Consider the following 23144-nt stretch of genomic DNA (forward strand, 5'->3'; position numbering starts at 1 on the left):
TGTTTCGACTTTCATTGTGAAAAGTCAATTATCATGACAGAACATGTGCATTATCGGCTGGGAAAGGATGTGCATGACGGTGACCTGCAGGAATTCGGCACCACAAGGGAACTTTGCCTGGAATATCGGGGCGGGAGGGCTCAAAGGCTTTCATGGCTGAACCCCTGTTCCGGCGCGGTCCGCTGCGCCTTTTCCGGGAATTGGGGACCCGCTCACAAGTCGCACTGTGCCAGCTGCCGCTGACACTGGTGGTGGCTGCGCTTGCCGTGGCCACGCCGCTCGCCTGGCCAACTTTGCTGCAAAATCCGTTCTATATGTCCGGCATCGTCCTGCATGCCTTCCTGTTCGCAGCCTGCTTCCTGGTTCCCTGGGAGCGCCTGCCGCACCGGCCTTACCTGCTGATCCCCGTCCTGGACTTCCTGGCCATCGGACTGCTGCGCAACGGCGCCGCGCCGCTCCTTCCGGGCCTCGCCGTGCTGGTGGTCTTCCCGGTGATCTGGCTCTCCGCTTCAGGGATGCTGGTGCGGAGCAGCTGGTTGCTCAGCTTCGCCGGTACCCTGCTGATCATGCTGCCCGGTGCAGTGGGACGGTTCCCCAACCTCACCGCCTCGGACGTGACCACCGTGTTCCTTTTTCCGCTGATGATGCTGGCCGTCTCGCTGGCCATCCGGTTCGCGAGCATGAACCTCCGGCTGCAGCAACGCGAACTGGCAGAAAAGGACCGCGAACTCCGGCAACTCCTGCACGAAAGCCGGGAACGGGAGAAGCTGCTGGAGACGGTTCTGGAGGCCACCGACGTCGGCATCGCCGCCGTCGACCGTTCCGGGCGCTTCCTCGTTTCGAACGACCGGCAGCGGAACTTCCGCCGGGCAACGGGGGCCGACGACGCCGCCCCCGGGCAGGGGCACCAGCTGATCTTCGGGCCGGACAGGCGGACCCTGCTCCCGCCAGAAAGGCGGCCGGTCAGCCGCGCAATGGCTGGTGAATCCTTCGCGGATTACCTGGTGTGGGCCGGAGAGGGACCGGAACAGCGGGCGATGTCCACCGCTGCCCGCCCGCTGGTGGCCGAGGACGGCACCCTCACCGGCGCCGTGGTGGTCTACAGCGACGTCACCGGCTGGGTGGAAGCCCTGGCAGCCCACCAGGAGCTGATCTCCAACGTCTCGCACGAGTTCAAGACGCCCCTGAACTCCATCATCGGCAACGTGGACCTGGTGCTGGACGACGTGACCGGACTGCCGCCGCAGGTGGAACGGCGGCTCACCGTGGTGCAGCGCAATGCGGAGCGGATGCTGGCCCTCGTCTCAGACCTCACCGCCTCCGCGTCCACGGCCCTGAACGTGCACCCGAAGCGCACCGATCTGGCAAGCCTCGTGGAAACCAGCGTGGGCTCCGCGCAGGCCCAGGCAGAGCAGGCACACATCAAGCTTACGGCGGACGTTCCGTCGCCGCTCTGGGCCTATGCTGACCCCATCCGGATCGGCCAGGCGCTGGACAACCTCGTGTCCAACGCCATCAAGTACTCCCCCGACGGCGGCCGCGTCCTGATCAGCGCCAGTGCCGGCAGCGACTGGGTGCAGCTGAGCGTCAGCGATACCGGGATGGGCATGAGCAACGACGACGCCGGCCAGGTCTTCCGGCGCTTCTTCCGCACCGACGCGGCACGCGAGGCTGCCATCCCCGGCGCCGGGCTGGGGCTGTCCATCACCAAGATGATCGTTGAACGCCACGGCGGCAGCATCACCTGCGTCAGCGGCCAGGGCCAAGGGAGCACCTTCACGCTCACCCTGCCCGCGGACGGACCCCCGCCGTCGTTCTAGGGTTCCACAGGCTCAACCACCGGTGGTTGAGCCTGTCGAAACCAAGTGCCTTACTCCCGCAGCGCCCGGGTGAGCTCGGCGCGTGCCAGCAGTTCGCCGTCGGACGGGTAGGCCACTTCCTCCAAGACAAGGGGGTGCGGCGCGGCCAGCACGGATTTCGCATCCCGTTTCTTGGCGAGCAGCCGCTCATAAAGCCAGCCTGGCTCCACCACGCCTTCGCCCACATACAGCGCCGACCCCACCAGGGCACGGACCATGTTGTGGCAGAACGCGTCGGCCTGGACGGTGGCAACGATGACGCCGTCCTCACCGCGTGCGAACTCGAACCGCTGCAGGTCGCGGATGGTGGTGGCGCCTTCCCGCGGCTTGCAGAAGGCCAGGAAGTTCTGCAGCCCCAGCAGCTGGGCGGCGCCCTCGTTCAGCAGGCCGACGTCCAGCGGGTTCTTGTGCCAGAGCGTGGAGTACCGGCCCAGCGGGTCCCAGAGCGCGGGGCCGTCCGCAATACGGTAGCTGTAGCGCCGCCAAAGGGCGGAGAAGCGGGCGTCGAACCCTTCCGGCGCGGGAGCCGCGCGGTGCACCTCCACGGCGCCGTGCAGGTCGCCCAGCACGCGGTTCAGCGCCCCGCGGATCCGCCGCATCATGGCGACGGCGGGATCCAGTTCGTGGCCGCGGGCCATTCCCAGCCACTCGGCTTCGGAAAGGTCCAGGTGGACCACCTGCCCGCGGGCGTGCACCCCTGCGTCGGTGCGGCCTGCCACGGTTACCCGGATGGGACGCCGGATCAGCAGCTCCAGGGCTTCCTCGAGGACGCCCTGGACCGTGCGCAGGCCCGGTTGCACGGCCCACCCGTTGAACGGGCCGCCGTCGTACGAAAGATCAAGCCGGATACGCAAAAACCCGCCGCCCCCTAAAGCGGGGGCCGCGGGTTTTTGGTCGTTCATAGACCCAAGTCTATGCGAAGCCGGTCAGCGAATTACTTCGCGTCCTTCTCCTCGGCAGCGGGGGCCTCAGCCTCTTCTGCAGGAGCTTCCTCAGCGGCCGGAGCCTCTTCGGTTGCAGCTTCTTCAGCGGCGGGAGCCTCGGTGGTCTCCTCAGCTTCGGGAGCTTCCTCGGCAGCCGGAGCAGCAGCGGCGGCTTCCTTCTTGTCAGCGTCGCGCTTGGCAGCGTTCGTTGCCTCGGCAACGACGGCCTGCTTGGCGGAAACCGGCTCAAGAACCAGCTCGATGACAGCCATGGGAGCGTTGTCGCCCTTGCGGTTGCCGATCTTGGTGATGCGGGTGTAGCCGCCGTCGCGGTTCTCCACTGCCTGGGCAATGTCGGTGAACAGCTCGTGGACAACGCCCTTGTTGCTGATCAGGCCCAGGACGCGGCGGCGGGAAGCCAGGTCGCCACGCTTGGCGAAGGTCACCAGGCGCTCTGCGTACGGCTTCAGGCGCTTGGCCTTGGTCACCGTGGTGGTGATCCGCTTGTGCTCGAACAGGGAAGATGCCAGGTTCGCGAGCATGAGGCGCTCGTGAGCCGGGCCGCCTCCGAGGCGCGGACCCTTAGTGGGGGTAGGCATAATTGTTTCTCCTCATGTGGAAGCCGTGGGCGGCACCCCGTGGTGCTGCCCGACGGCCAAGGTCTGGTTTAGAGTTCGTCGTCGCCGAAGGCGGCGTCGTCCTCTTCGATTGCTGCGGCGCGTGCTGCGAGGTCAAAACCGGGAGGCGAGTCCTTGAGGGACAGGCCCAGTTCAACCAGCTTTGCCTTGACCTCGTCGATGGACTTGGCACCGAAGTTGCGGATGTCCATCAGGTCGGCCTCGGAGCGGGCAACGAGTTCACCCACGGTGTGGATGCCCTCACGCTTGAGGCAGTTGTAGGAACGGACGGTGAGGTCCAGATCCTCGATCGGCAGTGCCATGTCGGCTGCCAGGGCAGCGTCGGTGGGCGACGGGCCGATCTCGATACCTTCAGCTGCGGTGTTCAGCTCACGGGCCAGACCGAACAGTTCCACCAGGGTGGTGCCTGCGGAAGCAACGGCATCGCGCGGGGCGATGGCCTGCTTGGTCTCGACGTCGACAATCAGCTTGTCGAAGTCGGTGCGCTGCTCAACACGGGTTGCTTCCACGCGGAAAGTAACCTTCAGCACCGGCGAGTAGATGGAGTCGACCGGGATACGGCCGATCTCTGCGTCGCCGGACTTGTTCTGAGCTGCCGAAACGTAGCCGCGGCCGCGCTCGATGGTCAGTTCGAGCTCGAACTTGCCCTTCGAGTTCAGCGTGGCGATGTGCAGATCCGGGTTGTGGAATTCGACGCCGGCCGGCGGAGCGATGTCCGCGGCGGTGACGACTCCGGGACCCTGCTTGCGCAGGTAAGCCACAACAGGCTCGTCGTGCTCGGAGGAAACCGACAGGTTCTTGATGTTCAGGATGATCTCGGTGACATCTTCCTTGACACCCGGAACCGTGGTGAACTCATGCAGCACGCCATCGATCCGGATGCTGGTTACGGCAGCACCGGGGATGGAGGAGAGCAGGGTACGGCGGAGGGAGTTTCCGAGGGTGTAGCCGAAGCCCGGTTCCAGCGGTTCGATGACGAACCGGGAACGGTTTTCGGAGACTACCTCTTCGGAGAGGGTGGGGCGCTGTGCAATGAGCACTTAGGTTTCCTTTCGGCGAGCATCCGCTATATGACGCAACACAGGTGGTGGAAATTCGGTCTGAGACTTAACGCGCTGGGCTTGCCCGGACCATTGCTGGTCCGGGCAAGCTCCTGCTGCGGAAAAGAATTAGACGCGGCGGCGCTTCGGGGGGCGGCAGCCGTTGTGGGCTGCGGGGGTGACGTCCTGGATGGAGCCAACCTCGAGGCCTGCGGCCTGCAGCGAACGGATTGCGGTTTCGCGTCCGGAACCCGGTCCCTTGACGAAAACGTCTACCTTGCGCATGCCGTGCTCCTGCGCACGCTTTGCAGCGGCTTCGGCAGCCATCTGGGCAGCGAACGGGGTGGACTTACGCGAGCCCTTGAAGCCGACCTCACCAGAGGAAGCCCAGGAAATAACAGCGCCGGTCGGATCCGTGATGGAAACGATGGTGTTGTTAAAGGTGCTCTTGATGTGCGCCTGGCCCAGCGCGATATTCTTCTTGTCCTTCTTACGCGGCTTGCGTACCGCGCCACGAGTCTTCGGGGGCATTTTTTCTCCTACAGAAAGTTATTGGGGAAAGCTCCGTTAATCCCGGCCGGGATTTTAACGGGCCTTCTTCTTGCCGGCGACGGTACGCTTCGGGCCCTTGCGGGTACGTGCGTTGGTCTTCGTACGCTGACCGCGTACGGGCAGGCCCTTGCGGTGGCGCAGGCCTTCGTAGCTGCCGATTTCAACCTTGCGGCGGATGTCGGCTGCTACTTCGCGGCGAAGGTCACCCTCAACCTTGTAGTTGCCTTCAATGTAGTCACGCAGTTCAACCAGCTGGGCGTCGGTGAGGTCCTTAACGCGGACGTCAGCGCTGATGCCAGTGGCAGCCAGGGTTTCGTGTGCACGGGTCTTGCCCACGCCGTAGATGTAAGTAAGCGCAATTTCCAGCCGCTTTTCGCGGGGAATGTCTACGCCAGCGAGACGAGCCATAGTGGCAGTACTCCTTGAATAAACCGGAGGTCGTAGGCAGTACACCCGCACTTCTGTACGGCCCCAGCCTCCGACCGGGGGTTAGCTGTCCGGACTCTGTCGAGCTCAATGTTCCAGATCAGCTTGTGCTGCCTTTATTTACTTGCGTGGGTTAGCAACCCAGGGTTTCCCAGGAAAGGGAATTAGCCCTGGCGCTGCTTGTGGCGCGGGTTCTCGCAGATCACCATGACCCGGCCATTACGGCGGATCACTTTGCACTTTTCGCAGATCTGCTTGACGCTCGGCTTGACCTTCATGGCATTCCTTTGCGTGTAACAGTGGTCAACTGGAGCAGCAGCAGTTCATACTGACGCCGCCCAGCAATTTACTTGTAGCGGTAGACGATACGACCACGGGTGAGGTCGTACGGGCTCAGCTCCACCACTACGCGATCCTCGGGGAGGATCCGGATGTAGTGCTGACGCATCTTTCCAGAGATGTGTGCCAGGACGATGTGCTTGTTGGTGAGCTCAACGCGAAACATCGCGTTAGGCAGCGCCTCGGTCACAACGCCTTCGATCTCAATGACCCCGTCCTTCTTGGCCATACCCTCCGCTAACTGTTGTTGCCGCAGCCCTGCCGGATTGCACCAGGCATTGCCACGAACGTTTTTGTTGGATCAGTTGCCTGCCCCAGGCCCAAAAGGGCGCGGCAGTCCAGACAACCAACAAACAACACTACGCCATCGGGCCAAGAAAGTTAAATCCAGCCATGCTAGCGCATCTACCCGCCGTACGCACCATAGTCACCGGCCGGAGTGCTGACCGGCTCCGCGCTGGCAACACCGTCCAGGATCGCCAGGCGTACGACGTCGGCTGCCGCACTCTGCAGGGTTACCAGGCTGATTTGCCGGGCGGTTTCATCGCTCCGGTCCAGCGCCACACCGCCAGTGGCGAGGCAGAAGACGGTATCCCCGTCCGCGAGGGTGTGGCTGGGGTTCAGCGCCCGGGCGATCCCGGCATGCGATGCGGCGGCGGTCCGCTTGCATTCGGCCACATCGAGCACGGCATTGGTGGCCACCACAACGAGGGTGGTGTTCAACCCCTGGAGATTGAGCTTGCCGAAATCCCGGCCGCGGGTTTCGACAGGCTCAACCACCGCCTCCTCAACCACCGAATGCTCCACCAGCGGCAGGCCCAGGGCGTTGACCACAGCGAGGGCGCCAACCACCACCCCGCCTTCCAACGTTGCGGAGGCGGTGCCCACCCCGCCCTTGAACGTCCTGCCGATGAGTGCTCCCGTGCCGGCACCCACGTTGCCGCGTTCGACGTCGTGCCCTTCCATTTCAGCGGCCGCGGCAACCGCTGCCGCGTAGCCCATCTCGGGCGTCGGGCGGGCGGAAAAGTCGCCGCCCCTGCCAAGGTCGAAAATCGCGGCGGCCGGAACGATGGGCACCACTCCCCCCGGCACGGCGAACCCGCGGCCGTTTTCCTCGCACCAGCGCTGCACGCCGGCAGCGGAGGCGAGGCCGTAGGCGCTTCCGCCGGTGAGGACCACAGCGTCCACCTGGCTGACGAGGCTGGTGGGGTCCAGCGCATCCGTCTCATGGGTTGCAGGTCCGCCACCCTGGACGTCCACTGAACCCACCGTGCCGGGCGGCGGCAGGACCACGGTCACGCCAGTCAACCAGCCGGCCCCGATTTTGTGGACCTGCCCCACCCGGACACCCGGCACATCAGTCAGAGAACCCATGCGCCCATTCTGCCCCCGCATGGGTCATCGGCGGCGTAACTGAGATGCGTTTACTTAACCTATTGAATATCGATAGAATCATGTTGTTGTTCGATAAAGGAGAGTTCATGGGAAAGCTGGCAGTCCTCGCGCTGCGCATCGTCATCGCGCTGGTTTTGGCTGGTTCACTGTTCGTCCAGGTATGGATGGTGCCCCTGGTGTCCATCGACCTCCAGGAAGCCGCGGCCCCGGACGGGCTGCGGATCGCGTTCCTGGCCATCGTGGTCCTGGGCATCGTCTGCGTTCAGGTCACGGCGGTGTGCGTCTGGCAGCTGCTGACCATGGTGCGGCGGGGAACCGTGTTCTCCCACGGGGCCTTCCGCTACGTGGACATCATCTTCTGGGCCATCGCCGCGGCGGCAGTCCTCGTTTTTGGAATCGCCGTGCTGCTGGCCCCTGGGGACGTCGCGCCGGGCATCGTGCTGCTGATCTGCGGCGCCGCCCTGATGATCGGCGGCGTGGCACTGATCGTTCTGGTGCTCCGGACCCTCCTGGCCCAGGCAGTGGCGCGTGACGCGGAGGCCAAGCACCTGCGAGATGAACTCGACGAGGTGATCTGATGGCCATCATCGTGGACATCGACGTGCTGCTGGCGAAGCGCAAAATGCCCGTAGGGGTGCTGGCAGAAAAAGTGGGCATCACGCCGGCCAACCTGGCGGTGCTCAAGAACGGACGCGCCAAGGCCGTTCGCTTCACAACGCTTGAGGCGCTGTGCGAGGTGCTCGAGTGCCAGCCCGGCGACCTGCTCCGGTGGGAACCGGACGTCGCTGGGACTGGTGGTTGAGCCTGTCGACGTCGGTGGTTGAGCCTGTCGAAACCCCGCTTCGATTTCGACAGGCTCAATCAACGGGTCCTAGGGGATCGGCACAGGGGTGACGCCGAGGGGGACAAGGTCCTCCGCGCCGCCGTCGGGCGCTGACAGGACCCAGATGCCCTTCTCGTGCACCGCAACGGAATGCTCCCACTGGCAGGAACGCTTGCCGTCGGTGGTGACCACCGTCCAGTCGTCCTCCAGCACGGCGGTTTCAATGCCGCCGCGGACCAGCATCGGCTCGATGGCAAGGCACAGGCCCGGCTTGATCCTAGGGCCGCGGTGGGTGGTGCGGTAGTTCAGGACGTCCGGCGCCATGTGCATCTCGGAGCCGATGCCGTGCCCCACGTAGTCCTCCAGGATGCCCAGCGGCTTGCCGGGAACCGACGAGACGTAGTCGTCGATGGCGGCGCCGATATCACCCACGTGCGTCCCGGTGGCCAGGGCCGCGATCCCCCGCCACATGGCGGCGCGGGTGACGTCGGAGAGCCGCTGGTCCTCCGGGTCGGCGGTCCCCACGATGACGGTCCGGGCCGAATCGGAGTGCCAGCCGTCCACGATGGCACCGCCGTCGATGGAGATGATGTCGCCGTCCTGCAGCACGCGGCTGCCCGGGATGCCGTGGACCACTTCCTCGTTCACGGAAGTGCAGACGGTGGCGGGGAAGCCGTGGTAGCCGAGGAAGTTGGACTTGGCGCCGGCCTCGTTGAGCACGGCAGCGAAGACATCGTCGAGGTGCTTGGTGGTGACGCCCGGGACGGCGGCGGCAACGGCTGCGTCCAGGGCGCGGCTCAGGACCAGTCCTGCCTCGTGCATGGTGCGCATCTGGGCGTTGTTCTTGAGTTCGATGCGGGGCTGGCGGAAGCCCATGGTGTGTCCTTTCAAATGGCTGAGGCTCCTCCCCTGTTCCGGGAGGAGCCTCAGAAAAACGGTGCCTGGATCAGGCTGCCTGTGCCGCCTTGATGGCCTGCATCACGCGGTCGGTCACGTCATCGATGGGGCCGATGCCGTCAACCTGGGTGAGGATGCCGCGCTCGGCGTACTTGGCCACGACCGCTTCGGTCTGCTCGTGGTAGAGGTCAAGGCGGTGGCGGATGACGGCTTCGTTGTCGTCGCTCCGGCCAGTTTCCTTGGCCCGGCCCAGCAGGCGGTGCACCAGTTCCTCATCGTCGGCAGTGAGCTGCAGGACGACGTCGAGCTTCTCGTCGCCCTTGGCGAGGATCTCGTCGAGGTAGTCCACCTGCGCAGTGGTGCGCGGGTAGCCATCCAGCAGGAAGCCGCTTTCGACGTCGGCCTCGCTGAGGCGGTCACGGACCATCTTGTTGGTCACGCTGTCCGGAACGAAGTCCCCGTTGTCCATGTACTTCTTGGCCTCGATGCCAAGGGGCGTTTCGCCCTTTACATTGGCGCGGAAGATGTCGCCGGTGGAGATCGCCACAACGCCGAGGCGCTCTGAAATCCGCTCCGCCTGCGTTCCTTTTCCGGAACCGGGAGGTCCAATAATCAGCATTCTCGTCATCGCAAAAGCCCTTCGTAGTGACGTTGTTGTAGCTGCGCATCAATTTGCTTTACGGTCTCCAGGCCAACGCCCACCATGATCAGGATCGAGGTGCCACCGAACGGGAAGTTCTGGTTCGCGTTGATCAGTACCAGTGCCACCAGCGGAATCAGTGCCACGAAGCCCAAGTACAGGGCGCCGGGGAGCGTGATCCGGGAAAGCACGTACTGCAGGTAATCAGCGGTCGGCTTGCCGGCGCGGATACCTGGAATGAAGCCGCCGTACTTCTTCATGTTGTCGGACACTTCTTCAGGGTTGAAGGTGATCGCGACATAGAAGTAGGTAAAGAAGACGATCATGGCGAAGTACAGAACCATATAGATCGGCTGGTCGCCGCGGACCAGGTTGTTGTTGATCCATTCGACCCACGGCTGGAGCTGCTCGCCCTGCTGCGGCTGGTTGAACTGTGCAATCAGGCCGGGCAGGTAGAGCATGGAGGAAGCGAAGATGACCGGGATAACACCGGCCATGTTCACCTTGATGGGAATGTAGGTGCTGGTGCCGCCCACGGTGCGGCGTCCGATCATCCGCTTGGCGTACTGCACCGGGACCCGGCGCTGTGACTGCTCCACGAAGACCACCAGCGCCACGGTCAGCAGGCCCACGGCCAGGACGGTGAAGAACGTGGCCGGTCCCTGCGAGGTCCAGATGGCACCCAGGGAGGTGGGGAACGTCGCTGCGATCGAGGTGAAGATGAGCAGGGACATGCCGTTGCCCACACCCTTCTCGGTGACGAGCTCGCCCATCCACATGATCAGGCCCGTACCGGCGGTCAGGGTGATGATGATCAGGATGGTGGTGATGATGCTGTCATCGGGGATGATGGGCAGCGCACAACCGGGAAGCAGCTGGCCCGACCGGGCCAGGGACACCAGGGTGGTGGCGTTGAGCAGGCCCAGGGCGATGGTGAGGTACCGCGTGTACTGGGTCAGCTTGGACTGGCCCGACGCGCCCTCTTCGTACAGCTGCTGGAAGCGGGGAATGACCACCCGGAGCAGCTGGACGATGATGCTGGCCGTGATGTACGGCATGATGCCCAGGGCGAAGATGGACACCTGGAGCAACGCGCCGCCGCTGAACAGGTTGACGAGCTGGTACAGCCCGCCGGCCGTCTGACCGTTCTGCAAACATTGCTGGACATTCTGGTAGTCCACACCAGGCGAGGGAATGAAAGCACCCAAGCGGAAGATGGTGATGATTCCCAGCGTGAACAACAACTTGCGTCGCAGATCAGGCGTGCGAAAGGCCCGGCCAAATGCGCTAAGCAAGCGTCCTCCTGTGGTGTTTATAAGAGTGGTGTGATGGGGCCCAATAAATCCCAACAACCGAGTCTAACGGTTGGATGCGCCATGCGAACAATCCGCGGAAGCGCTGCTGCGCCGGATGGCGGGAAAAATACGGCGTGCGGATGTGAAAAACTCCCGATGACCGGGGCGTTGGCCCCGGTCATCGGGAGTTGAACAACGGGCTGTCGCCCACCGGCTCTAGAGAGCGGTGGTGCTTCCGCCTGCTGCTGCGATCTTTTCAGCGGCGCTGGCCGAGAATGCGTGGGCGGTGACGTCAACCTTGACGGTGATGTCGCCGGTGCCCAGCACCTTGACGGGCTGGTTCTTGCGAACGGCACCCTTTTCGACCAGGTTCTCCACGGTGACGGTGCCACCTTCGGGGAACAGCTCGTTGAGCTTGTCCAGGTTCACAACCTGGAACTCAACCCGGAACGGGTTCTTGAAGCCGCGCAGCTTGGGCAGGCGCATGTGCAGCGGCAGCTGGCCGCCGGCAAAGCCAGCCTTCACCTGGTAGCGGGCTGCCGTACCCTTGGTACCGCGACCGGCGGTCTTACCCTTGGATGCCTCACCACGACCAACACGGGTCTTGGCGGTCTTTGCACCCGGGGCGGGACGCAGGTGGTGAACCTTCAGGGCGTTCTGCTTTTCAGCCTGAGCCTTTTCGTTCTCTGCCATTTACTTCGCCTCCTCTACCTTTACCAGGTGCGGAACCGTGTTGAGCATCCCGACGGTCACGGCATCGGCGGTGCGGACAACGGTGTGTCCGATCCGCTTCAGGCCGAGGGACCGCAGGGTGTCGCGCTGGTTCTGCTTGCCGCCAATGGCGGACTTGATCTGAGTGATTTCCAACTGTGCGTCGGAGGGGACCAGGTTCTTAGCCATGACTAAACACCTGCCTTCGGAGCCAGGAGGGCCTTCACCAGTGCCTGCGGAGCGATCTCGTCCAGCGGCAGGCCGCGGCGTGCTGCCACGGATGCCGGCTCTTCGAGGCGCTTCAGGGCATCAACGGTCGCGTGGACGATGTTGATGGCGTTGGAGGAACCGAGCGACTTGGAGAGGATGTCGTGGATGCCCACGCACTCCAGTACTGCACGGACCGGACCACCGGCGATAACACCGGTACCGGCGGAAGCCGGACGCAGCATTACGACGCCGGCAGCGGCTTCACCCTGAACGCGGTGCGGGATGGTGTTGCCAACGCGGGGAACGCGGAAGAAGGACTTCTTGGCCTCTTCAACGCCCTTGGCGATAGCAGCGGGAACTTCCTTGGCCTTGCCGTAGCCCACGCCGACCATGCCGTTACCGTCACCAACGACGACCAGTGCGGTGAAGCTGAAGCGACGACCACCCTTGACCACCTTGGAAACGCGGTTGATGGTGACAACGCGCTCTACGAACTGGTTCTTTTCGGCTTCACGGCCACCGTCGCGGCCGCCACGGCCACCGCGGTCGCCGCGGCCCTGGCCGCGGTCGCCACGCTCGCCACGACGGGCGCCACCACGGCGGTCGTCGGCAGCGGGGGCAGTGGTCTCAGCAGCTGCGGCTTCGGGAGCCTTCTGATCTGCAGACACAGTGTCCTTTTCCTTGTTTGCTTCGGTCACAGTGACAGCCCACCTTCGCGTGCACCGTCAGCGACGGCGGCAATCCGGCCGTGGTACTTGTTACCACCGCGGTCGAAGACAACTGCCTCGACACCGGCAGCCTTGGCACGCTCGGCAACGAGCTCGCCAACGCGCTTGGCCTTGGCGGTCTTGTCACCGTCGAATGCACGGAGGTCGGCTTCCAGAGTGGACGCGCTTGCTACGGTCTGGCCAATGCTGTCATCGACAACCTGGACAAATACGTGGCGGGCGGACCGGTTAACCACCAGGCGGGGGCGAACGGCCGTTCCTGCAATGCGCTTGCGGATACGAAGCTGGCGGCGGCTGCGGGCAGCAGCCTTGCTCTTGTTCGTGCGCTTCTTGTTAATGGCGATGGCCATGGTTACTTACCAGCCTTTCCGACCTTGCGGCGGATAACTTCGCCGGCGTAACGGATGCCCTTGCCCTTATACGGGTCAGGCTTCCGCAGCTTGCGGATGTTGGCAGCAACTTCGCCGACCTGCTGCTTGTTGATGCCTGAGACAGAGAGCTTGGTCGGTCCCTCTACTGCAAAGGTGATGCCGGCAGGAGCCGACACGTTGACCGGGTGGCTGAAGCCCAGAGCGAACTCCAGGTCAGATCCCTTGGCCTGAACACGGTAACCGGTACCGACGATTTCAAGCTTCTTCTCGTAGCCTGCGGTGACGCCCTGGATCATGTTGGCGATCAGGGTGCGGGTCAGGCCGTGGAGCGAACGGGAGGCGCGCTCGTCGTTCGGGCGGGTGACGGTCAGGGTGTTGTCTTCCAGGGCAACCTCGATGGGGCTGGCCACAGTGTGGCTCAGTTCGCCCTTGGAACCCTTGACGCTGACGACAGAGCCGTCAACCTTGACCTCAACGCCGGCAGGAACGGTGATGGGGAGACGTCCAATACGTGACATTATTCTCTTCCTTTCCCGTTACCAGACGTACGCGAGGACTTCGCCGCCCACGCCCTTCTTGCCGGCCTGCTTGTCAGTCAGGAGGCCGGAAGAGGTGGACAGGATTGCGATACCCAGGCCACCCAGCACGTGCGGCAGGTTGGTGGACTTCGCGTAAACGCGGAGACCCGGCTTGGAGATGCGGCGAACACCGGCGATGGAACGCTCGCGGTTCGGACCGAACTTGAGCTCGAGGGTCAGCTTCTTGCCGACCTCTGCGTCCTCTTCCTTCCAGCCGGCGATGAAGCCTTCGGCCTTGAGGATGTCGGCAACGCGAGCCTTGAGCTTGCTGTAAGGCATAGACACGGTGTCGTGGTATGCCGAGTTTGCGTTACGCAGGCGCGTAAGCATGTCTGCGACAGGATCTGTCATTGTCATGGTGGGCTCTTGCCCTTCCTCGTAACGGTTTCCGCCGTCTGCTTCCGATGAAGCCGGCGGCCGGACCTTTTACGTAGTAATTAAGCTTCGGTCTTGAACGGGAAACCAAGCGCCTTGAGCAGCGCGCGGCCTTCGTCGTCGGTCTTGGCAGTGGTCACAACCGTGATGTCCATACCGCGGACGCGGTCGATCTTGTCCTGGTCGATTTCGTGGAACATAACCTGCTCGGTCAGACCGAAGGTGTAGTTGCCGTTGCCATCGAACTGCTTGCCGCTGAGGCCGCGGAAGTCGCGGATACGGGGCAGGGCCAGGGTGACCAGACGGTCCACGAATTCCCACATGCGGTCGCCACGCAGGGTAGCGTGTGCGCCGATGGGCATGCCTTCGCGCAGCTTGAACTGTGCGATCGACTTGCGGGCCTTGGTAACCTGCGGCTTCTGGCCGGTGATCTGGGTGAGGTCGCGGACAGCGCCGTCGATCAGCTTGGAGTCCTTGGCGGCATCTCCAACACCCATGTTCACAACAACCTTGACGAGGCGGGGAACCTGGTTCACGTTCGCGTACTTGAATTCATCCTGGAGCTGGGCCTTGATGGATTCTGCGTACTTGGTCTTCAGACGAGGAACGATCTTCGTTGCCGGAGTCTCGAGAGTCTCAGTCATTAGATGTCCTTCCCGGTGCTCTTGGACACGCGGATGCGGACGGTCTTCTTGACGCCGTCCTTCTCTACGGTGTCGAGGCGGAAGCCCACGCGGGTCGGCTTCTTGGTCGACGGGTCAACCAGTGCCACGTTGGAGATGTGGATCGGGGCTTCAACAACCTCGATGCCACCGGTCTTGGTGCCGCGCTGCGACTGACCGACCTTGGTGTGCTTGGTGACGCGGTTGATGCCTTCAACCAACACGCGGTTGGTGTCGGTGAACACGCGCAGGACCTTGCCCTGCTTGCCGCGGTCGCCGCCGCGCTCAGCCTTGGCGCCAGTGATGACCTGGACCAGGTCACCCTTCTTGATCTTTGCAGCCATGGACTAGAGCACCTCCGGAGCCAGAGAAACGATCTTCATGAACTTCTTGTCACGGAGTTCACGACCAACCGGTCCGAAGATACGGGTACCGCGGGGGTCACCGTCGCCCTTCAGGATCACAGCTGCGTTCTCGTCAAACTTGATGTAGGAACCATCCGCACGGCGGCGTTCCTTCTTGGTACGGACGATGACTGCCTTGACAACATCGCCCTTCTTTACGTTGCCGCCCGGGATTGCGTCCTTGACGGTGGCGACAATGACGTCACCGATGCCTGCGTAGCGACGGCCGGATCCACCGAGAACGCGAATGGTAAGGATTTCCTTAGCACCCGTGTTGTCGGCGACCTTGAGTCGCGACTCCTGCTGAATCACTATTTACTCCTTGCGTCGCGCCGGTTCTCAGACCGAAAATCTTCCTACGGAATGAGCCTTGCGGAACGGTTGATCGGGGTGTCTCTTGACCTGCCTGGATTTTGCCAGACCAGGCCTAAACGCCCGTGCCAGAAGCAGTTGCTCCCATCTGTCCGGGACGGATCCCGGGCGCACAGGAGCACTATGCTGTGGCACGCTTGTTTACGAGTTTGGTGAACGGCGCACGAAAGGCGCCATACAAACTCAAAATCTTAGCACAGATCGGCCGGTTCCCCATATCACCACAGGCCGCTCCCCCGCAAGCAACACGGCGCCACCAACGCTCCCCCACTTACAGCGCGCCTTCTTCCAACGGGTTTCAGGCGCCGTTGGTGCGCGGGCGTAGGGGGGTGCACGACGGCGTCACGCCCGGCAGCCTTTCGGCCCGCCGAAGGTGCCGCTCCCCCGGAAAGCCGCGGCACCGCCGTCGTAAGCCCACCGGAAGCGTGCACCGCGTGACGCAGGGTTGCGTTAAACGAGGCAGCCCCCGCTCCCGATGGGAGCAGGGGCTGCAACAGCGAAGCAGCAGGTGCTACTTGGCCTTCTCGAGGATTTCCACGAGCCGCCAGTTCTTGGTGGCGGACAGCGGACGGGTCTCGGCGATGACAACCAGGTCGCCGATGCCGGCGGTGTTGTTCTCGTCGTGGGCCTTGACCTTGGAGGTACGGCGGATGACCTTGCCGTACAGTGCGTGCTTCACGCGGTCCTCAACCTGGACAACGATGGTCTTTTCCATCTTGTCCGAGACCACGTAGCCGCGACGCGTCTTGCGGTAACCGCGCTGCTCAGCCGTGGCTGCGGTAGCAGTTTCCGTCACGTTCTGGTCCTTTTCACTCACTTGGCATCCTCCTCGGTCTCAACCGTTTCAGCCTTTTCGGCCTTCTTGGTTGCAGCCTTCTTGGACTTCTTCTCTTCCTTGGCTTCCACAACCGGTGCGGCAACCTCGGCACGGATGCCCAGCTCGCGCTCACGGAGAACGGTGTAGATGCGGGCGATGTCCTTCTTTACCGCGCGCAGGCGACCGTGGTTCTCCAGCTGACCGGTGGCGGACTGGAAACGCAGGTTGAACAGCTCTTCCTTGGCCTTGCGGAGTTCTTCAACGAGACGCTCGTTGTCGAAACCGTCCAGCTTTGCGGGAGCCAGATCCTTGGATCCTACTGCCATTTCTATTCACCACCCTCGCGACGCACGATGCGTGCCTTCAACGGCAGCTTGTGGATTGCCAGGCGCAGGGCCTCGCGAGCTACCTCTTCATTGACACCGGCGAGTTCGAAGAGAACCCGGCCCGGCTTGACGTTGGCGACCCACCATTCCGGCGAACCCTTACCGGAACCCATGCGGGTTTCGGCAGGCTTCTTGGTCAGGGGACGGTCCGGGTAGATGTTGATCCAGACCTTACCGCCACGCTTGATGTGGCGGGTCATCGCGATACGAGCGGACTCGATCTGACGGTTGGTGACGTATGCCGGGCTCAGGGCCTGGATGCCGTACTCACCGAACGAGACCTTGGTGCCGCCCGTAGCAGCGCCGGAACGACCCGGGTGGTGCTGCTTACGGTGCTTGACTCGACGTGGGATAAGCATTTAAGCCTGTCCTCCTTCTACTGCTGCAGCGGGTGCAGCCTCACCTGCCGGCGCTTCGGCAGCAGGAGCTGCGTCAGCGGCCGGACGGTCGTTGCGACGGCGGCGATCGCCACGGTCAGCGCCACCCGGGCGGCCCGGACGGTCGCCGGAGCGGCCGCGGGACGGGGCGGAGGCGGCCTGGGCGGCCAGTTCCTTGGCGGTGACGTCACCCTTGTAGATCCAGACCTTCACACCGATGCGGCCGAAGGTGGTCTTGGCTTCGTAGAAGCCGTAGTCGATGTTCGCGCGGAGGGTGTGCAGGGGCACACGGCCTTCGCGGTAGAACTCCGAGCGGGACATTTCAGCGCCACCCAGTCGACCCGAGCAGGCGATACGGATGCCCTTGGCACCGGCACGCTGCGCGGACTGCATGGCCTTCTTCATGGCGCGGCGGAATGCCACACGGGAAGTCAGCTGCTCAGCAACGCCCTGGGCAACAAGCTGGGCTTCCATCTCGGGGTTCTTGACCTCGAGGATGTTCAGCTGGACCTGCTTGCCGGTGAGCTTTTCGAGCTCGCCGCGGATGCGGTCTGCTTCTGCTCCACGGCGGCCGATGACGATGCCGGGACGGGCCGTGTGGATGTCCACGCGGACGCGGTCACGGGTGCGCTCGATCTCGACCTTCGCGATGCCGGCGCGCTCCATGCCCGTGGACATGAGCTGGCGGATGCGGATGTCTTCGCGAACGAAGTCCTTGTACCGCTGGCCGGCCTTGGTGCTGTCAGCGAACCAGTGCGATACGTGATCGGTGGTGATGCCGAGTCGGAACCCGTGCGGGTTTACTTTCTGTCCCACTTAGCGAGCCTCCTCTTTCTCCGGGGTAGCGACTACCACGGTGATGTGGCTGGTGCGCTTCTTGATCTGAAATGCACGACCCTGGGCGCGCGGCTGGAACCGCTTCATGGTCGGGCCTTCATCAACAAACGCTTCGCTGATGATGAGGTCACCTTCGTCAAACGCCACGCCGTCGCGGTCCGCGAGGACCCGGGCGTTGGAGATTGCCGACTGTACTACCTTGAATACCGGCTCCGAAGCTGCCTGCGGGGCAAACTTCAGAATTGCCAGAGCCTCATTCGCTTGCAATCCACGAACAAGGTTGACGACGCGCCGGGCCTTCATAGGCGTTACGCGGATGTGGCGCGCAATTGCCTTGGCTTCCATTGCTTTCCTTCTCTCGTCTATGACGTAAGCGCAGGCGCCTAGCGGCGCTTGCCCTTACGGTCGTCCTTGACATGGCCGCGGAATGTCCGCGTGGGAGCGAATTCGCCGAGCTTGTGCCCGACCATCGACTCAGTGACAAACACCGGGATGTGCTTGCGTCCGTCGTGTACGGCGATCGTGTGTCCGAGCATGTCGGGGATGATCATCGAACGGCGGGACCAGGTCTTGATGACGTTCTTGGTGCCCTTTTCGTTTTCCCTGGCTACCTTCACAAAGAGGTGCTGGTCAACGAAAGGACCTTTTTTCAGGCTGCGTGGCATGTGTCCAGGCTCCTATCGCTTGTTCTTGCCAGTACGACGGCGACGCACAATAAGCTTGTCGCTCTCTTTGTTGGGGCGCCGGGTGCGGCCTTCCCGCTGACCGTTCGGGTTGACGGGGTTACGACCACCGGAGGTCTTACCTTCACCACCACCGTGCGGGTGGTCAACCGGGTTCATGGCGACACCACGGACGGTCGGGCGGACGCCCTTCCACCGCATACGGCCGGCCTTGCCCCAGTTGATGTTCGACTGCTCGGCGTTGCCGACCTCGCCGACGGTTGCGCGGCAGCGCACGTCAACGTTGCGGATTTCGCCGGAAGGCAGGCGCAGCTGGGCGAAGCGGCCTTCCTTGGCAACGAGCTGGATGGATGCACCGGCGGAGCGGCCCATCTTGGCGCCGCCACCCGGACGCAGTTCAACTGCGTGGATAACGGTACCCACGGGGATGTTGCGCAGGGGCAGGTTGTTGCCAGGCTTGATGTCAGCGTTGGCACCTGCTTCCACGAAGTCACCCTGGGACAGCTTGTTCGGGGCGATGATGTAACGCTTGGTGCCATCAACGTAGTGCAGGAGCGCGATGCGGGCCGTACGGTTCGGATCGTACTCAATTTCGGCTACGCGAGCGTCAACGCCGTCCTTGTCGTGGCGACGGAAGTCGATCAGACGGTACTGGCGCTTGTGTCCGCCACCCTTGTGACGGGTGGTGATCTTACCGGTGTTGTTACGGCCGCCCTTCTTGGGCAGCGGACGTACCAACGACTTTTCCGGCGTCGACCGCGTGATTTCGATGAAGTCCGCTACGCTCGAGCCACGACGGCCCGGGGTAGTCGGCTTGTATTTACGGATTCCCATAATTTATTTCCTCGTTAAAGTGGTCTCCGCTACGAGAGCGGACCGCCGAAGATGTCGATGGTGCCTTCTTTGAGGGTGACAATCGCACGCTTGGTGTTCTTGCGGGTACCCCATCCGAATTTGGTGCGCTTGCGCTTACCGGCACGGTTGATGGTGTTGATCGATTCGACCTTGACGGAGAAGATCTTCTCCACGGCCAGCTTGATCTCGGTCTTGTTCGACCGGGGGTCCACCAGGAAGGTGTACTTGCCCTCGTCGATCAGGCCGTAGCTCTTTTCCGACACGACGGGTGCAAGCACGACGTCGCGGGGATCCTTGATGGTGGCTGCGCTCACTTGGCATCCTCCTCGTTCTTAGCTGCCTTGGCGGCAACGAATGCGTCGTAGGCAGCCTTGGTGAAGACAACGTCATCAGACACGAGAACGTCGTAGGTGTTCAGCTGGTCTGCGTACAGAACGTGAACACCGGCAAGGTTGCGCACGGACAGTGCAGCAACGTCGTTGGCGCGCTCGATGACAACCAGCAGGTTCTTGCGGTCGGAAACACCGCGGAGCGTTGCCAGTGCGGTCTTGGCCGAAGGCTTGTCGCCTGCAACCAGCTCGGAGACAACGTGGATGCGTCCGTTGCGGGCCCGGTCAGACAGTGCGCCGCGCAGGGCAGCAGCAATCATCTTCTTGGGGGTGCGCTGGCTGTAGTCACGCGGGGTGGGACCGTGAACAATGCCACCGCCGGTCATGTGCGGAGCACGGATCGAACCCTGGCGGGCGCGGCCGGTACCCTTCTGCTTGAACGGCTTGCGTCCTGCACCGGAAACTTCAGCGCGGGTCTTGGTCTTGTGGGTACCCTGGCGAGCAGCAGCGAGCTGGGCAACGACAACCTGGTGCAGCAGCGGCACGTTGGTCTGAACGTCGAAGATCTCTGCAGGCAGGTCAACCTGGACAGTGTTAGCCATTGAACTAGGCTCCCTTCACGGCGGTGCGTACGAGTACGACCTGGCCGCGGGCGCCGGGAACGGCACCCTTGATCAGGAGCAGCGACTTCTCGACGTCAACCGCGTGAACCGTCAGGTTCAGCGTGGTGTGACGAACGGCGCCCATGCGGCCGGCCATTTTCATGCCCTTGAAGACGCGGCTCGGGGTGGATGCACCACCGATGGAACCGGGCTTACGGTGGTTCTTGTGGGCACCGTGGGAAGCTCCAACGCCGTGGAAGCCGTGACGCTTCATAACACCGGCGAAGCCCTTACCCTTGGTGGTGCCAACGACGTCGATCTTCTGGCCGGCTTCGAAGAGCTCCACGGAGAGCTCCTGGCCCAGCTTGTACTCGGCAGCATCTGCGGTACGAAGTTCGACGACGTGACGGCGAGGCGTAACGCCTGCCTTTTCAAAGTGACCAGCCAGCGGCTTGGTGACCTTGCGGGGATCGATCTGGCCGTAGCCGATCTGAACGGCGACGTAGCCATCAGCTTCTGCGTTGCGCAGCTGGGTGATGACGTTCGAGTCTGCCTGGACCACAGTGACGGGGATGAGCTTGTTGTTCTCGTCCCAGACCTGGGTCATGCCGAGCTTCGTGCCCAGCAGGCCCTTTACGTTACGGGTTGCGGTCATAGTTTCTCAGCACCTCCCTACAGCTTGATTTCGATGTTCACGTCAGCCGGCAGGTCGAGACGCATGAGCGAGTCAACAGCCTTCGGCGTGGGATCGATGATGTCGATAAGACGCTTGTGCGTGCGCATTTCGAAGTGCTCGCGGCTGTCCTTGTACTTGTGCGGAGAGCGGATAACGCAGTAAACGTTCTTCTCCGTCGGCAGCGGCACGGGGCCAACTACCGTTGCGCCTGCGCGCGTGACCGTCTCAACGATCTTCCGTGCTGAAACGTCAATGACCTCGTGGTCGTATGACTTCAGCCGGATGCGGATTTTTTGTCCCGCCATGTCGCCTGACTCTCTTTCAGTCTGTGCTTCCCCGGTTTAGGGCTGCCCTGTTCACTTTCCTGTTGTATGTGGCTGCCGAAGCATTTGAAGTCGTAACTACCACCCGCCGCACAAACTGAATCCGGATGAATCCGGGTTCCTCACCTTGCCGGCGTAACCGACCCCCGCGGTCGGGCGTGTCGCGCTCAACACGCATACAAATCCGCAATTCCATTGGGGTGGGTTATGTTTGGTCTTCAACCTGGACCCTGCATCCGGCATTATCCGGATCGGGACGCGAAGAAGCGCTTGAACAACTCATCTAGTATGCCGGAAATCCCCGGCAGATGCGAATCGTCCCTCGTGGGGCCGGGCCTGGCCGGGCCATTGCCCTTGGTTGCCTCCGAATGGATGATAAGGACATGACGCTGGAAAGCACTGAATCGGTGACGGACCTGGCCGGCCGGATGCCGCCGTCGTTCACTCTTGGCGTGGCGGCCGCCGCCTTCCAGATTGAGGGCGCCCTCGGTGAAGGCGGCCGCGGCCCCTCGGGCTGGGACGCGTTCGCGGAGAAACCCGGCGCCATCATGGACGGCCACTCCCCCGCCGTTGCCTGCGACCACTACAACAGGCTGCCGGAAGATGTGGCGCTGCTGCAGGAACTGGGCGTGGATTCCTACCGGTTCTCGCTGTCGTGGCCGCGGATCCAGCCTGACGGCCGGGGCAGCTTCAACCCGGAGGGCCTGGACTTCTACGACCGGCTGATCGACCAGCTGCTGGAGGCCGGCGTCTCCCCCATGGCCACGCTGTACCACTGGGACACGCCCCTGCCCCTCGAGCACCGCGGCGGCTGGCTGAACCGCGAGACCGCCGAACGCTTTGGCGAGTACGCCGCCGCAGCCGCGGCGCGCTACGGCGACCGCGTGGCCCAGTGGGTCACGCTCAACGAGCCCCTCTCGGTAACCCTGAACGGCTATGCCCTGGGCGTCCACGCCCCCGGCCACGCGCTGATGTTCGATGCCCTCCCCTCCATCCACCACCAGTTGCTGGCGCACGGGCTGGGAGTACAGGCACTCCGGGCTGCCGGCGTGACGGGCAGCGTGGGCGTGACCAACCTCCATGCGCCCGTCCGGCCCGGCAGCCGGAGCATCGGCGACCGGATGGTGGCCCGGATGTATGACCTGCTGATGAACCGGATCTACGCCGACCCCGTCCTGCTGGGCCGGTACCCCACGCTTCCGGTGTACGCCCGGCCGTGGCTGCGCTCCATCGGCAGGATCTCCGACGCAGACCTGCGCACCATCCACCAGCCACTGGATTTCTACGGCCTGAACTACTACTTCCCGGTGAAGGTGGCCGTCGGCCGGGGCGTCACCCCCATCCCGGCCAACACTCACAAAGCTGTAGCCCGGCTGCCCTTCCACGAGGTGGGGTACCCAGAGCTCAGCAGCACCGGATTCGGCTGGCCCGTGGCCCCCGAACATCTGGCCATCCTGCTCAAGGAACTCCAGGACCGGTACGGGGACGCCCTCCCGCCCGTCTACATCACCGAAGGCGGTGCCAGTTTTCCCGAGCCCGACAAGGTTGAAGGCACCCTGCAGGATGAGGAGCGGGTGCAATACCTGGCCACGCACCTGCGCGCTGCATTGGACGCCACATCCCCGGGCGGCATGGCGGCAGGCGTCGACCTGCGGGGCTATTACGTGTGGACGCTGATGGACAACTTCGAGTGGGCTGCCGGCTACTCCCAAAGATTCGGGTTGGTCCACGTTGACTTCGAGACGCAGGCCAGGACCCCGAAACAGTCCTTCTACTGGTACCGGGCCCTTTCGCGGGCGCGGAAGAACCGGGCGGGCCAGTAGCCGGGCCCAGGTATTCCTTATCCGCGGAAGCCGGCAGAGCGGCCAGCTACTGGTTCTTGTTGGCCCGGTTGATCCGCTTGGCGCGGTCGATCTCGTGGCGGAAGTGCTTCTTGGCCCAGAACACGCCTGCCACCACCACGGCCACGATGATCAGGAAAATAAGCCATCCCATGATGATCTCCTCTCGATGCTGCCACA

36 protein-coding genes are annotated in these 23144 nt (G+C 63.3%); 4 read left to right on the plus strand and 32 right to left on the minus strand.

Going from position 1 to position 23144, the window contains the following annotated elements:
- The first annotated feature begins 152 nt into the window (after nucleotides 1-152).
- Nucleotides 153-1820 carry a sensor histidine kinase gene (locus ACJJV6_RS01795; RefSeq protein WP_407709800.1) on the plus strand — a complete coding sequence of 556 codons (1668 nt, stop codon included), beginning with the start codon at nucleotides 153-155 and terminating at the stop codon, nucleotides 1818-1820.
- A gap of 50 nt (nucleotides 1821-1870) precedes the next feature.
- Here ACJJV6_RS01795 and ACJJV6_RS01800 read toward each other — a convergent pair whose 3' ends face one another.
- The 8 genes from ACJJV6_RS01800 to ACJJV6_RS01835 all read right to left on the minus strand — a co-directional run bounded on the left by ACJJV6_RS01800 (nucleotide 1871) and on the right by ACJJV6_RS01835 (nucleotide 7151).
- Nucleotides 1871-2761: a tRNA pseudouridine synthase A gene (locus ACJJV6_RS01800; RefSeq protein WP_407709801.1), complete on the minus strand. Its 891-nt coding sequence runs from the start codon at nucleotides 2759-2761 to the stop codon at nucleotides 1871-1873.
- Between the two features lie 32 nt (nucleotides 2762-2793).
- Entirely contained in the window at nucleotides 2794-3381 is a 588-nt protein-coding gene (gene rplQ, locus ACJJV6_RS01805) for a 50S ribosomal protein L17 (RefSeq protein WP_035753292.1), read from the minus strand.
- A gap of 68 nt (nucleotides 3382-3449) precedes the next feature.
- Complete coding sequence (locus tag ACJJV6_RS01810; RefSeq protein WP_009358719.1) at nucleotides 3450-4460, minus strand: DNA-directed RNA polymerase subunit alpha; 1011 nt, start codon at nucleotides 4458-4460, stop codon at nucleotides 3450-3452.
- Between the two features lie 129 nt (nucleotides 4461-4589).
- On the minus strand, nucleotides 4590-4991 hold the full coding sequence (gene rpsK, locus ACJJV6_RS01815) for a 30S ribosomal protein S11 (RefSeq protein WP_009358720.1): 402 nt from the start codon (nucleotides 4989-4991) through the stop codon (nucleotides 4590-4592).
- A 54-nt stretch (nucleotides 4992-5045) separates the two neighbouring features.
- Nucleotides 5046-5420 carry a 30S ribosomal protein S13 gene (gene rpsM, locus ACJJV6_RS01820; protein ID WP_003803743.1) on the minus strand — a complete coding sequence of 125 codons (375 nt, stop codon included), beginning with the start codon at nucleotides 5418-5420 and terminating at the stop codon, nucleotides 5046-5048.
- A gap of 182 nt (nucleotides 5421-5602) precedes the next feature.
- Nucleotides 5603-5716 carry a 50S ribosomal protein L36 gene (rpmJ, locus tag ACJJV6_RS01825; protein ID WP_009358722.1) on the minus strand — a complete coding sequence of 38 codons (114 nt, stop codon included), beginning with the start codon at nucleotides 5714-5716 and terminating at the stop codon, nucleotides 5603-5605.
- Between the two features lie 68 nt (nucleotides 5717-5784).
- Nucleotides 5785-6006 carry a translation initiation factor IF-1 gene (gene infA / locus ACJJV6_RS01830; protein WP_009358723.1) on the minus strand — a complete coding sequence of 74 codons (222 nt, stop codon included), beginning with the start codon at nucleotides 6004-6006 and terminating at the stop codon, nucleotides 5785-5787.
- A 176-nt stretch (nucleotides 6007-6182) separates the two neighbouring features.
- Nucleotides 6183-7151: a P1 family peptidase gene (locus tag ACJJV6_RS01835; protein WP_407709802.1), complete on the minus strand. Its 969-nt coding sequence runs from the start codon at nucleotides 7149-7151 to the stop codon at nucleotides 6183-6185.
- 107 nt (nucleotides 7152-7258) lie between these two features.
- On the opposite strand from ACJJV6_RS01835, the gene ACJJV6_RS01840 reads away from it, so the two are divergent.
- Together ACJJV6_RS01840 and ACJJV6_RS01845 are read left to right on the plus strand one after the other, a co-directional pair.
- Nucleotides 7259-7750: a DUF2975 domain-containing protein gene (locus ACJJV6_RS01840; protein WP_009358725.1), complete on the plus strand. Its 492-nt coding sequence runs from the start codon at nucleotides 7259-7261 to the stop codon at nucleotides 7748-7750.
- On the plus strand, nucleotides 7750-7974 hold the full coding sequence (locus ACJJV6_RS01845) for a helix-turn-helix domain-containing protein (RefSeq protein WP_407709803.1): 225 nt from the start codon (nucleotides 7750-7752) through the stop codon (nucleotides 7972-7974). The genes ACJJV6_RS01840 and ACJJV6_RS01845 overlap by 1 nt, the downstream gene beginning before the upstream one ends.
- A gap of 69 nt (nucleotides 7975-8043) precedes the next feature.
- Here the strand turns inward: ACJJV6_RS01845 and map are convergent, their stop codons facing one another.
- From map to rpsJ, 23 genes are all read right to left on the minus strand, one after another.
- The gene (map, locus tag ACJJV6_RS01850) at nucleotides 8044-8871 is read right to left on the minus strand and encodes a type I methionyl aminopeptidase (RefSeq protein WP_009358727.1); all 828 of its coding nucleotides are present in this window, start codon (nucleotides 8869-8871) and stop codon (nucleotides 8044-8046) included.
- A gap of 70 nt (nucleotides 8872-8941) precedes the next feature.
- Nucleotides 8942-9511: an adenylate kinase gene (locus ACJJV6_RS01855; protein WP_205753905.1), complete on the minus strand. Its 570-nt coding sequence runs from the start codon at nucleotides 9509-9511 to the stop codon at nucleotides 8942-8944.
- Between the two features lie 5 nt (nucleotides 9512-9516).
- A complete protein-coding gene (gene secY, locus ACJJV6_RS01860; RefSeq protein ID WP_009358729.1) occupies nucleotides 9517-10827 on the minus strand; it encodes a preprotein translocase subunit SecY in 1311 nt (436 codons plus the stop codon).
- Nucleotides 10828-11043: 216 nt separating this feature from the next.
- Nucleotides 11044-11520 carry a 50S ribosomal protein L15 gene (gene rplO, locus ACJJV6_RS01865; protein ID WP_009358730.1) on the minus strand — a complete coding sequence of 159 codons (477 nt, stop codon included), beginning with the start codon at nucleotides 11518-11520 and terminating at the stop codon, nucleotides 11044-11046.
- Entirely contained in the window at nucleotides 11521-11727 is a 207-nt protein-coding gene (gene rpmD, locus ACJJV6_RS01870; protein WP_009358731.1) for a 50S ribosomal protein L30, read from the minus strand.
- Between the two features lie 2 nt (nucleotides 11728-11729).
- Nucleotides 11730-12446: a 30S ribosomal protein S5 gene (rpsE, locus tag ACJJV6_RS01875; RefSeq protein ID WP_133345796.1), complete on the minus strand. Its 717-nt coding sequence runs from the start codon at nucleotides 12444-12446 to the stop codon at nucleotides 11730-11732.
- Entirely contained in the window at nucleotides 12443-12826 is a 384-nt protein-coding gene (gene rplR / locus ACJJV6_RS01880) for a 50S ribosomal protein L18 (protein ID WP_133345794.1), read from the minus strand. Before rplR ends, rpsE begins: the two co-directional genes overlap by 4 nt.
- Before the next feature lie 2 nt (nucleotides 12827-12828).
- Entirely contained in the window at nucleotides 12829-13365 is a 537-nt protein-coding gene (gene rplF / locus ACJJV6_RS01885) for a 50S ribosomal protein L6 (RefSeq protein WP_009358294.1), read from the minus strand.
- Between the two features lie 18 nt (nucleotides 13366-13383).
- On the minus strand, nucleotides 13384-13782 hold the full coding sequence (gene rpsH, locus ACJJV6_RS01890) for a 30S ribosomal protein S8 (protein WP_043454616.1): 399 nt from the start codon (nucleotides 13780-13782) through the stop codon (nucleotides 13384-13386).
- Nucleotides 13783-13862: 80 nt separating this feature from the next.
- On the minus strand, nucleotides 13863-14444 hold the full coding sequence (rplE, locus tag ACJJV6_RS01895; protein WP_009358297.1) for a 50S ribosomal protein L5: 582 nt from the start codon (nucleotides 14442-14444) through the stop codon (nucleotides 13863-13865).
- Complete coding sequence (rplX, locus tag ACJJV6_RS01900; protein ID WP_009358298.1) at nucleotides 14444-14806, minus strand: 50S ribosomal protein L24; 363 nt, start codon at nucleotides 14804-14806, stop codon at nucleotides 14444-14446. The genes rplE and rplX overlap by 1 nt, the downstream gene beginning before the upstream one ends.
- A 3-nt stretch (nucleotides 14807-14809) precedes the next feature.
- Nucleotides 14810-15178, minus strand: coding sequence for a 50S ribosomal protein L14 (gene rplN / locus ACJJV6_RS01905; protein WP_009358299.1), 369 nt, complete (start codon nucleotides 15176-15178; stop codon nucleotides 14810-14812).
- A 571-nt stretch (nucleotides 15179-15749) separates the two neighbouring features.
- On the minus strand, nucleotides 15750-16055 hold the full coding sequence (gene rpsQ / locus ACJJV6_RS01910) for a 30S ribosomal protein S17 (RefSeq protein ID WP_009358300.1): 306 nt from the start codon (nucleotides 16053-16055) through the stop codon (nucleotides 15750-15752).
- Nucleotides 16052-16381, minus strand: coding sequence for a 50S ribosomal protein L29 (gene rpmC, locus ACJJV6_RS01915; protein WP_009358301.1), 330 nt, complete (start codon nucleotides 16379-16381; stop codon nucleotides 16052-16054). Before rpmC ends, rpsQ begins: the two co-directional genes overlap by 4 nt.
- Nucleotides 16382-16383: 2 nt before the next feature.
- Nucleotides 16384-16800 (minus strand): 50S ribosomal protein L16, encoded by a 417-nt coding sequence (rplP, locus tag ACJJV6_RS01920; RefSeq protein ID WP_009358302.1) that lies wholly within the window; start codon nucleotides 16798-16800, stop codon nucleotides 16384-16386.
- Nucleotides 16801-17634 carry a 30S ribosomal protein S3 gene (rpsC, locus tag ACJJV6_RS01925; protein ID WP_009358303.1) on the minus strand — a complete coding sequence of 278 codons (834 nt, stop codon included), beginning with the start codon at nucleotides 17632-17634 and terminating at the stop codon, nucleotides 16801-16803.
- Nucleotides 17635-18000 (minus strand): 50S ribosomal protein L22, encoded by a 366-nt coding sequence (rplV, locus tag ACJJV6_RS01930; protein ID WP_009358304.1) that lies wholly within the window; start codon nucleotides 17998-18000, stop codon nucleotides 17635-17637.
- Nucleotides 18001-18038: 38 nt separating this feature from the next.
- The gene (rpsS, locus tag ACJJV6_RS01935) at nucleotides 18039-18320 is read right to left on the minus strand and encodes a 30S ribosomal protein S19 (protein ID WP_003803803.1); all 282 of its coding nucleotides are present in this window, start codon (nucleotides 18318-18320) and stop codon (nucleotides 18039-18041) included.
- Between the two features lie 12 nt (nucleotides 18321-18332).
- Nucleotides 18333-19172 (minus strand): 50S ribosomal protein L2, encoded by an 840-nt coding sequence (rplB, locus tag ACJJV6_RS01940; RefSeq protein WP_009358305.1) that lies wholly within the window; start codon nucleotides 19170-19172, stop codon nucleotides 18333-18335.
- Between the two features lie 29 nt (nucleotides 19173-19201).
- Nucleotides 19202-19507 (minus strand): 50S ribosomal protein L23, encoded by a 306-nt coding sequence (gene rplW, locus ACJJV6_RS01945; protein WP_009358306.1) that lies wholly within the window; start codon nucleotides 19505-19507, stop codon nucleotides 19202-19204.
- Nucleotides 19504-20124 (minus strand): 50S ribosomal protein L4, encoded by a 621-nt coding sequence (gene rplD / locus ACJJV6_RS01950; RefSeq protein ID WP_133345792.1) that lies wholly within the window; start codon nucleotides 20122-20124, stop codon nucleotides 19504-19506. The genes rplW and rplD overlap by 4 nt, the downstream gene beginning before the upstream one ends.
- 4 nt (nucleotides 20125-20128) lie before the next feature.
- Entirely contained in the window at nucleotides 20129-20779 is a 651-nt protein-coding gene (gene rplC, locus ACJJV6_RS01955; RefSeq protein ID WP_354175172.1) for a 50S ribosomal protein L3, read from the minus strand.
- A gap of 17 nt (nucleotides 20780-20796) precedes the next feature.
- The gene (gene rpsJ, locus ACJJV6_RS01960) at nucleotides 20797-21105 is read right to left on the minus strand and encodes a 30S ribosomal protein S10 (RefSeq protein ID WP_003803825.1); all 309 of its coding nucleotides are present in this window, start codon (nucleotides 21103-21105) and stop codon (nucleotides 20797-20799) included.
- A gap of 401 nt (nucleotides 21106-21506) precedes the next feature.
- Here rpsJ and ACJJV6_RS01965 point away from each other — a divergent pair, with 401 nt between their 5' ends.
- The gene (locus ACJJV6_RS01965; RefSeq protein WP_407709804.1) at nucleotides 21507-22946 is read left to right on the plus strand and encodes a GH1 family beta-glucosidase; all 1440 of its coding nucleotides are present in this window, start codon (nucleotides 21507-21509) and stop codon (nucleotides 22944-22946) included.
- 46 nt (nucleotides 22947-22992) lie between these two features.
- Here the strand turns inward: ACJJV6_RS01965 and ACJJV6_RS01970 are convergent, their stop codons facing one another.
- Complete coding sequence (locus ACJJV6_RS01970) at nucleotides 22993-23118, minus strand: hypothetical protein (RefSeq protein ID WP_009358308.1); 126 nt, start codon at nucleotides 23116-23118, stop codon at nucleotides 22993-22995.
- Nucleotides 23119-23144 lie beyond the last annotated feature (26 nt).

The organism is Arthrobacter nitrophenolicus (genome assembly GCF_045833485.1).
Lineage (GTDB): Bacteria > Actinomycetota > Actinomycetes > Actinomycetales > Micrococcaceae > Arthrobacter > Arthrobacter nitrophenolicus.

Excerpts from the sequence above, each read along its gene's own strand:
- ACJJV6_RS01795 (WP_407709800.1), top strand. The coding sequence starts at position 153 with ATGGCTGAACCCCTGTTCCGGCGCGGTCCGCTGCGCCTTTTCCGGGAA.
- ACJJV6_RS01800 (WP_407709801.1), bottom strand. The coding sequence starts at position 2,761 with ATGAACGACCAAAAACCCGCGGCCCCCGCTTTAGGGGGCGGCGGGTTT.
- rplQ (WP_035753292.1), bottom strand. The coding sequence starts at position 3,381 with ATGCCTACCCCCACTAAGGGTCCGCGCCTCGGAGGCGGCCCGGCTCAC.
- rpsK (WP_009358720.1), bottom strand. The coding sequence starts at position 4,991 with ATGCCCCCGAAGACTCGTGGCGCGGTACGCAAGCCGCGTAAGAAGGAC.
- rpsM (WP_003803743.1), bottom strand. The coding sequence starts at position 5,420 with ATGGCTCGTCTCGCTGGCGTAGACATTCCCCGCGAAAAGCGGCTGGAA.
- rpmJ (WP_009358722.1), bottom strand. The coding sequence starts at position 5,716 with ATGAAGGTCAAGCCGAGCGTCAAGCAGATCTGCGAAAAGTGCAAAGTG.
- infA (WP_009358723.1), bottom strand. The coding sequence starts at position 6,006 with ATGGCCAAGAAGGACGGGGTCATTGAGATCGAAGGCGTTGTGACCGAG.
- ACJJV6_RS01835 (WP_407709802.1), bottom strand. The coding sequence starts at position 7,151 with ATGGGTTCTCTGACTGATGTGCCGGGTGTCCGGGTGGGGCAGGTCCAC.
- ACJJV6_RS01840 (WP_009358725.1), top strand. The coding sequence starts at position 7,259 with ATGGGAAAGCTGGCAGTCCTCGCGCTGCGCATCGTCATCGCGCTGGTT.
- ACJJV6_RS01845 (WP_407709803.1), top strand. The coding sequence starts at position 7,750 with ATGGCCATCATCGTGGACATCGACGTGCTGCTGGCGAAGCGCAAAATG.
- map (WP_009358727.1), bottom strand. The coding sequence starts at position 8,871 with ATGGGCTTCCGCCAGCCCCGCATCGAACTCAAGAACAACGCCCAGATG.
- ACJJV6_RS01855 (WP_205753905.1), bottom strand. The coding sequence starts at position 9,511 with ATGCTGATTATTGGACCTCCCGGTTCCGGAAAAGGAACGCAGGCGGAG.
- rplO (WP_009358730.1), bottom strand. The coding sequence starts at position 11,520 with ATGGCAGAGAACGAAAAGGCTCAGGCTGAAAAGCAGAACGCCCTGAAG.
- rpmD (WP_009358731.1), bottom strand. The coding sequence starts at position 11,727 with ATGGCTAAGAACCTGGTCCCCTCCGACGCACAGTTGGAAATCACTCAG.
- rplR (WP_133345794.1), bottom strand. The coding sequence starts at position 12,826 with ATGGCCATCGCCATTAACAAGAAGCGCACGAACAAGAGCAAGGCTGCT.
- rplF (WP_009358294.1), bottom strand. The coding sequence starts at position 13,365 with ATGTCACGTATTGGACGTCTCCCCATCACCGTTCCTGCCGGCGTTGAG.
- rpsH (WP_043454616.1), bottom strand. The coding sequence starts at position 13,782 with ATGACAATGACAGATCCTGTCGCAGACATGCTTACGCGCCTGCGTAAC.
- rplE (WP_009358297.1), bottom strand. The coding sequence starts at position 14,444 with ATGACTGAGACTCTCGAGACTCCGGCAACGAAGATCGTTCCTCGTCTG.
- rplX (WP_009358298.1), bottom strand. The coding sequence starts at position 14,806 with ATGGCTGCAAAGATCAAGAAGGGTGACCTGGTCCAGGTCATCACTGGC.
- rpmC (WP_009358301.1), bottom strand. The coding sequence starts at position 16,381 with ATGGCAGTAGGATCCAAGGATCTGGCTCCCGCAAAGCTGGACGGTTTC.
- rplP (WP_009358302.1), bottom strand. The coding sequence starts at position 16,800 with ATGCTTATCCCACGTCGAGTCAAGCACCGTAAGCAGCACCACCCGGGT.
- rplV (WP_009358304.1), bottom strand. The coding sequence starts at position 18,000 with ATGGAAGCCAAGGCAATTGCGCGCCACATCCGCGTAACGCCTATGAAG.
- rpsS (WP_003803803.1), bottom strand. The coding sequence starts at position 18,320 with ATGCCACGCAGCCTGAAAAAAGGTCCTTTCGTTGACCAGCACCTCTTT.
- rplB (WP_009358305.1), bottom strand. The coding sequence starts at position 19,172 with ATGGGAATCCGTAAATACAAGCCGACTACCCCGGGCCGTCGTGGCTCG.
- rplD (WP_133345792.1), bottom strand. The coding sequence starts at position 20,124 with ATGGCTAACACTGTCCAGGTTGACCTGCCTGCAGAGATCTTCGACGTT.
- rplC (WP_354175172.1), bottom strand. The coding sequence starts at position 20,779 with ATGACCGCAACCCGTAACGTAAAGGGCCTGCTGGGCACGAAGCTCGGC.
- rpsJ (WP_003803825.1), bottom strand. The coding sequence starts at position 21,105 with ATGGCGGGACAAAAAATCCGCATCCGGCTGAAGTCATACGACCACGAG.
- ACJJV6_RS01965 (WP_407709804.1), top strand. The coding sequence starts at position 21,507 with ATGACGCTGGAAAGCACTGAATCGGTGACGGACCTGGCCGGCCGGATG.
- ACJJV6_RS01970 (WP_009358308.1), bottom strand. The coding sequence starts at position 23,118 with ATGGGATGGCTTATTTTCCTGATCATCGTGGCCGTGGTGGTGGCAGGC.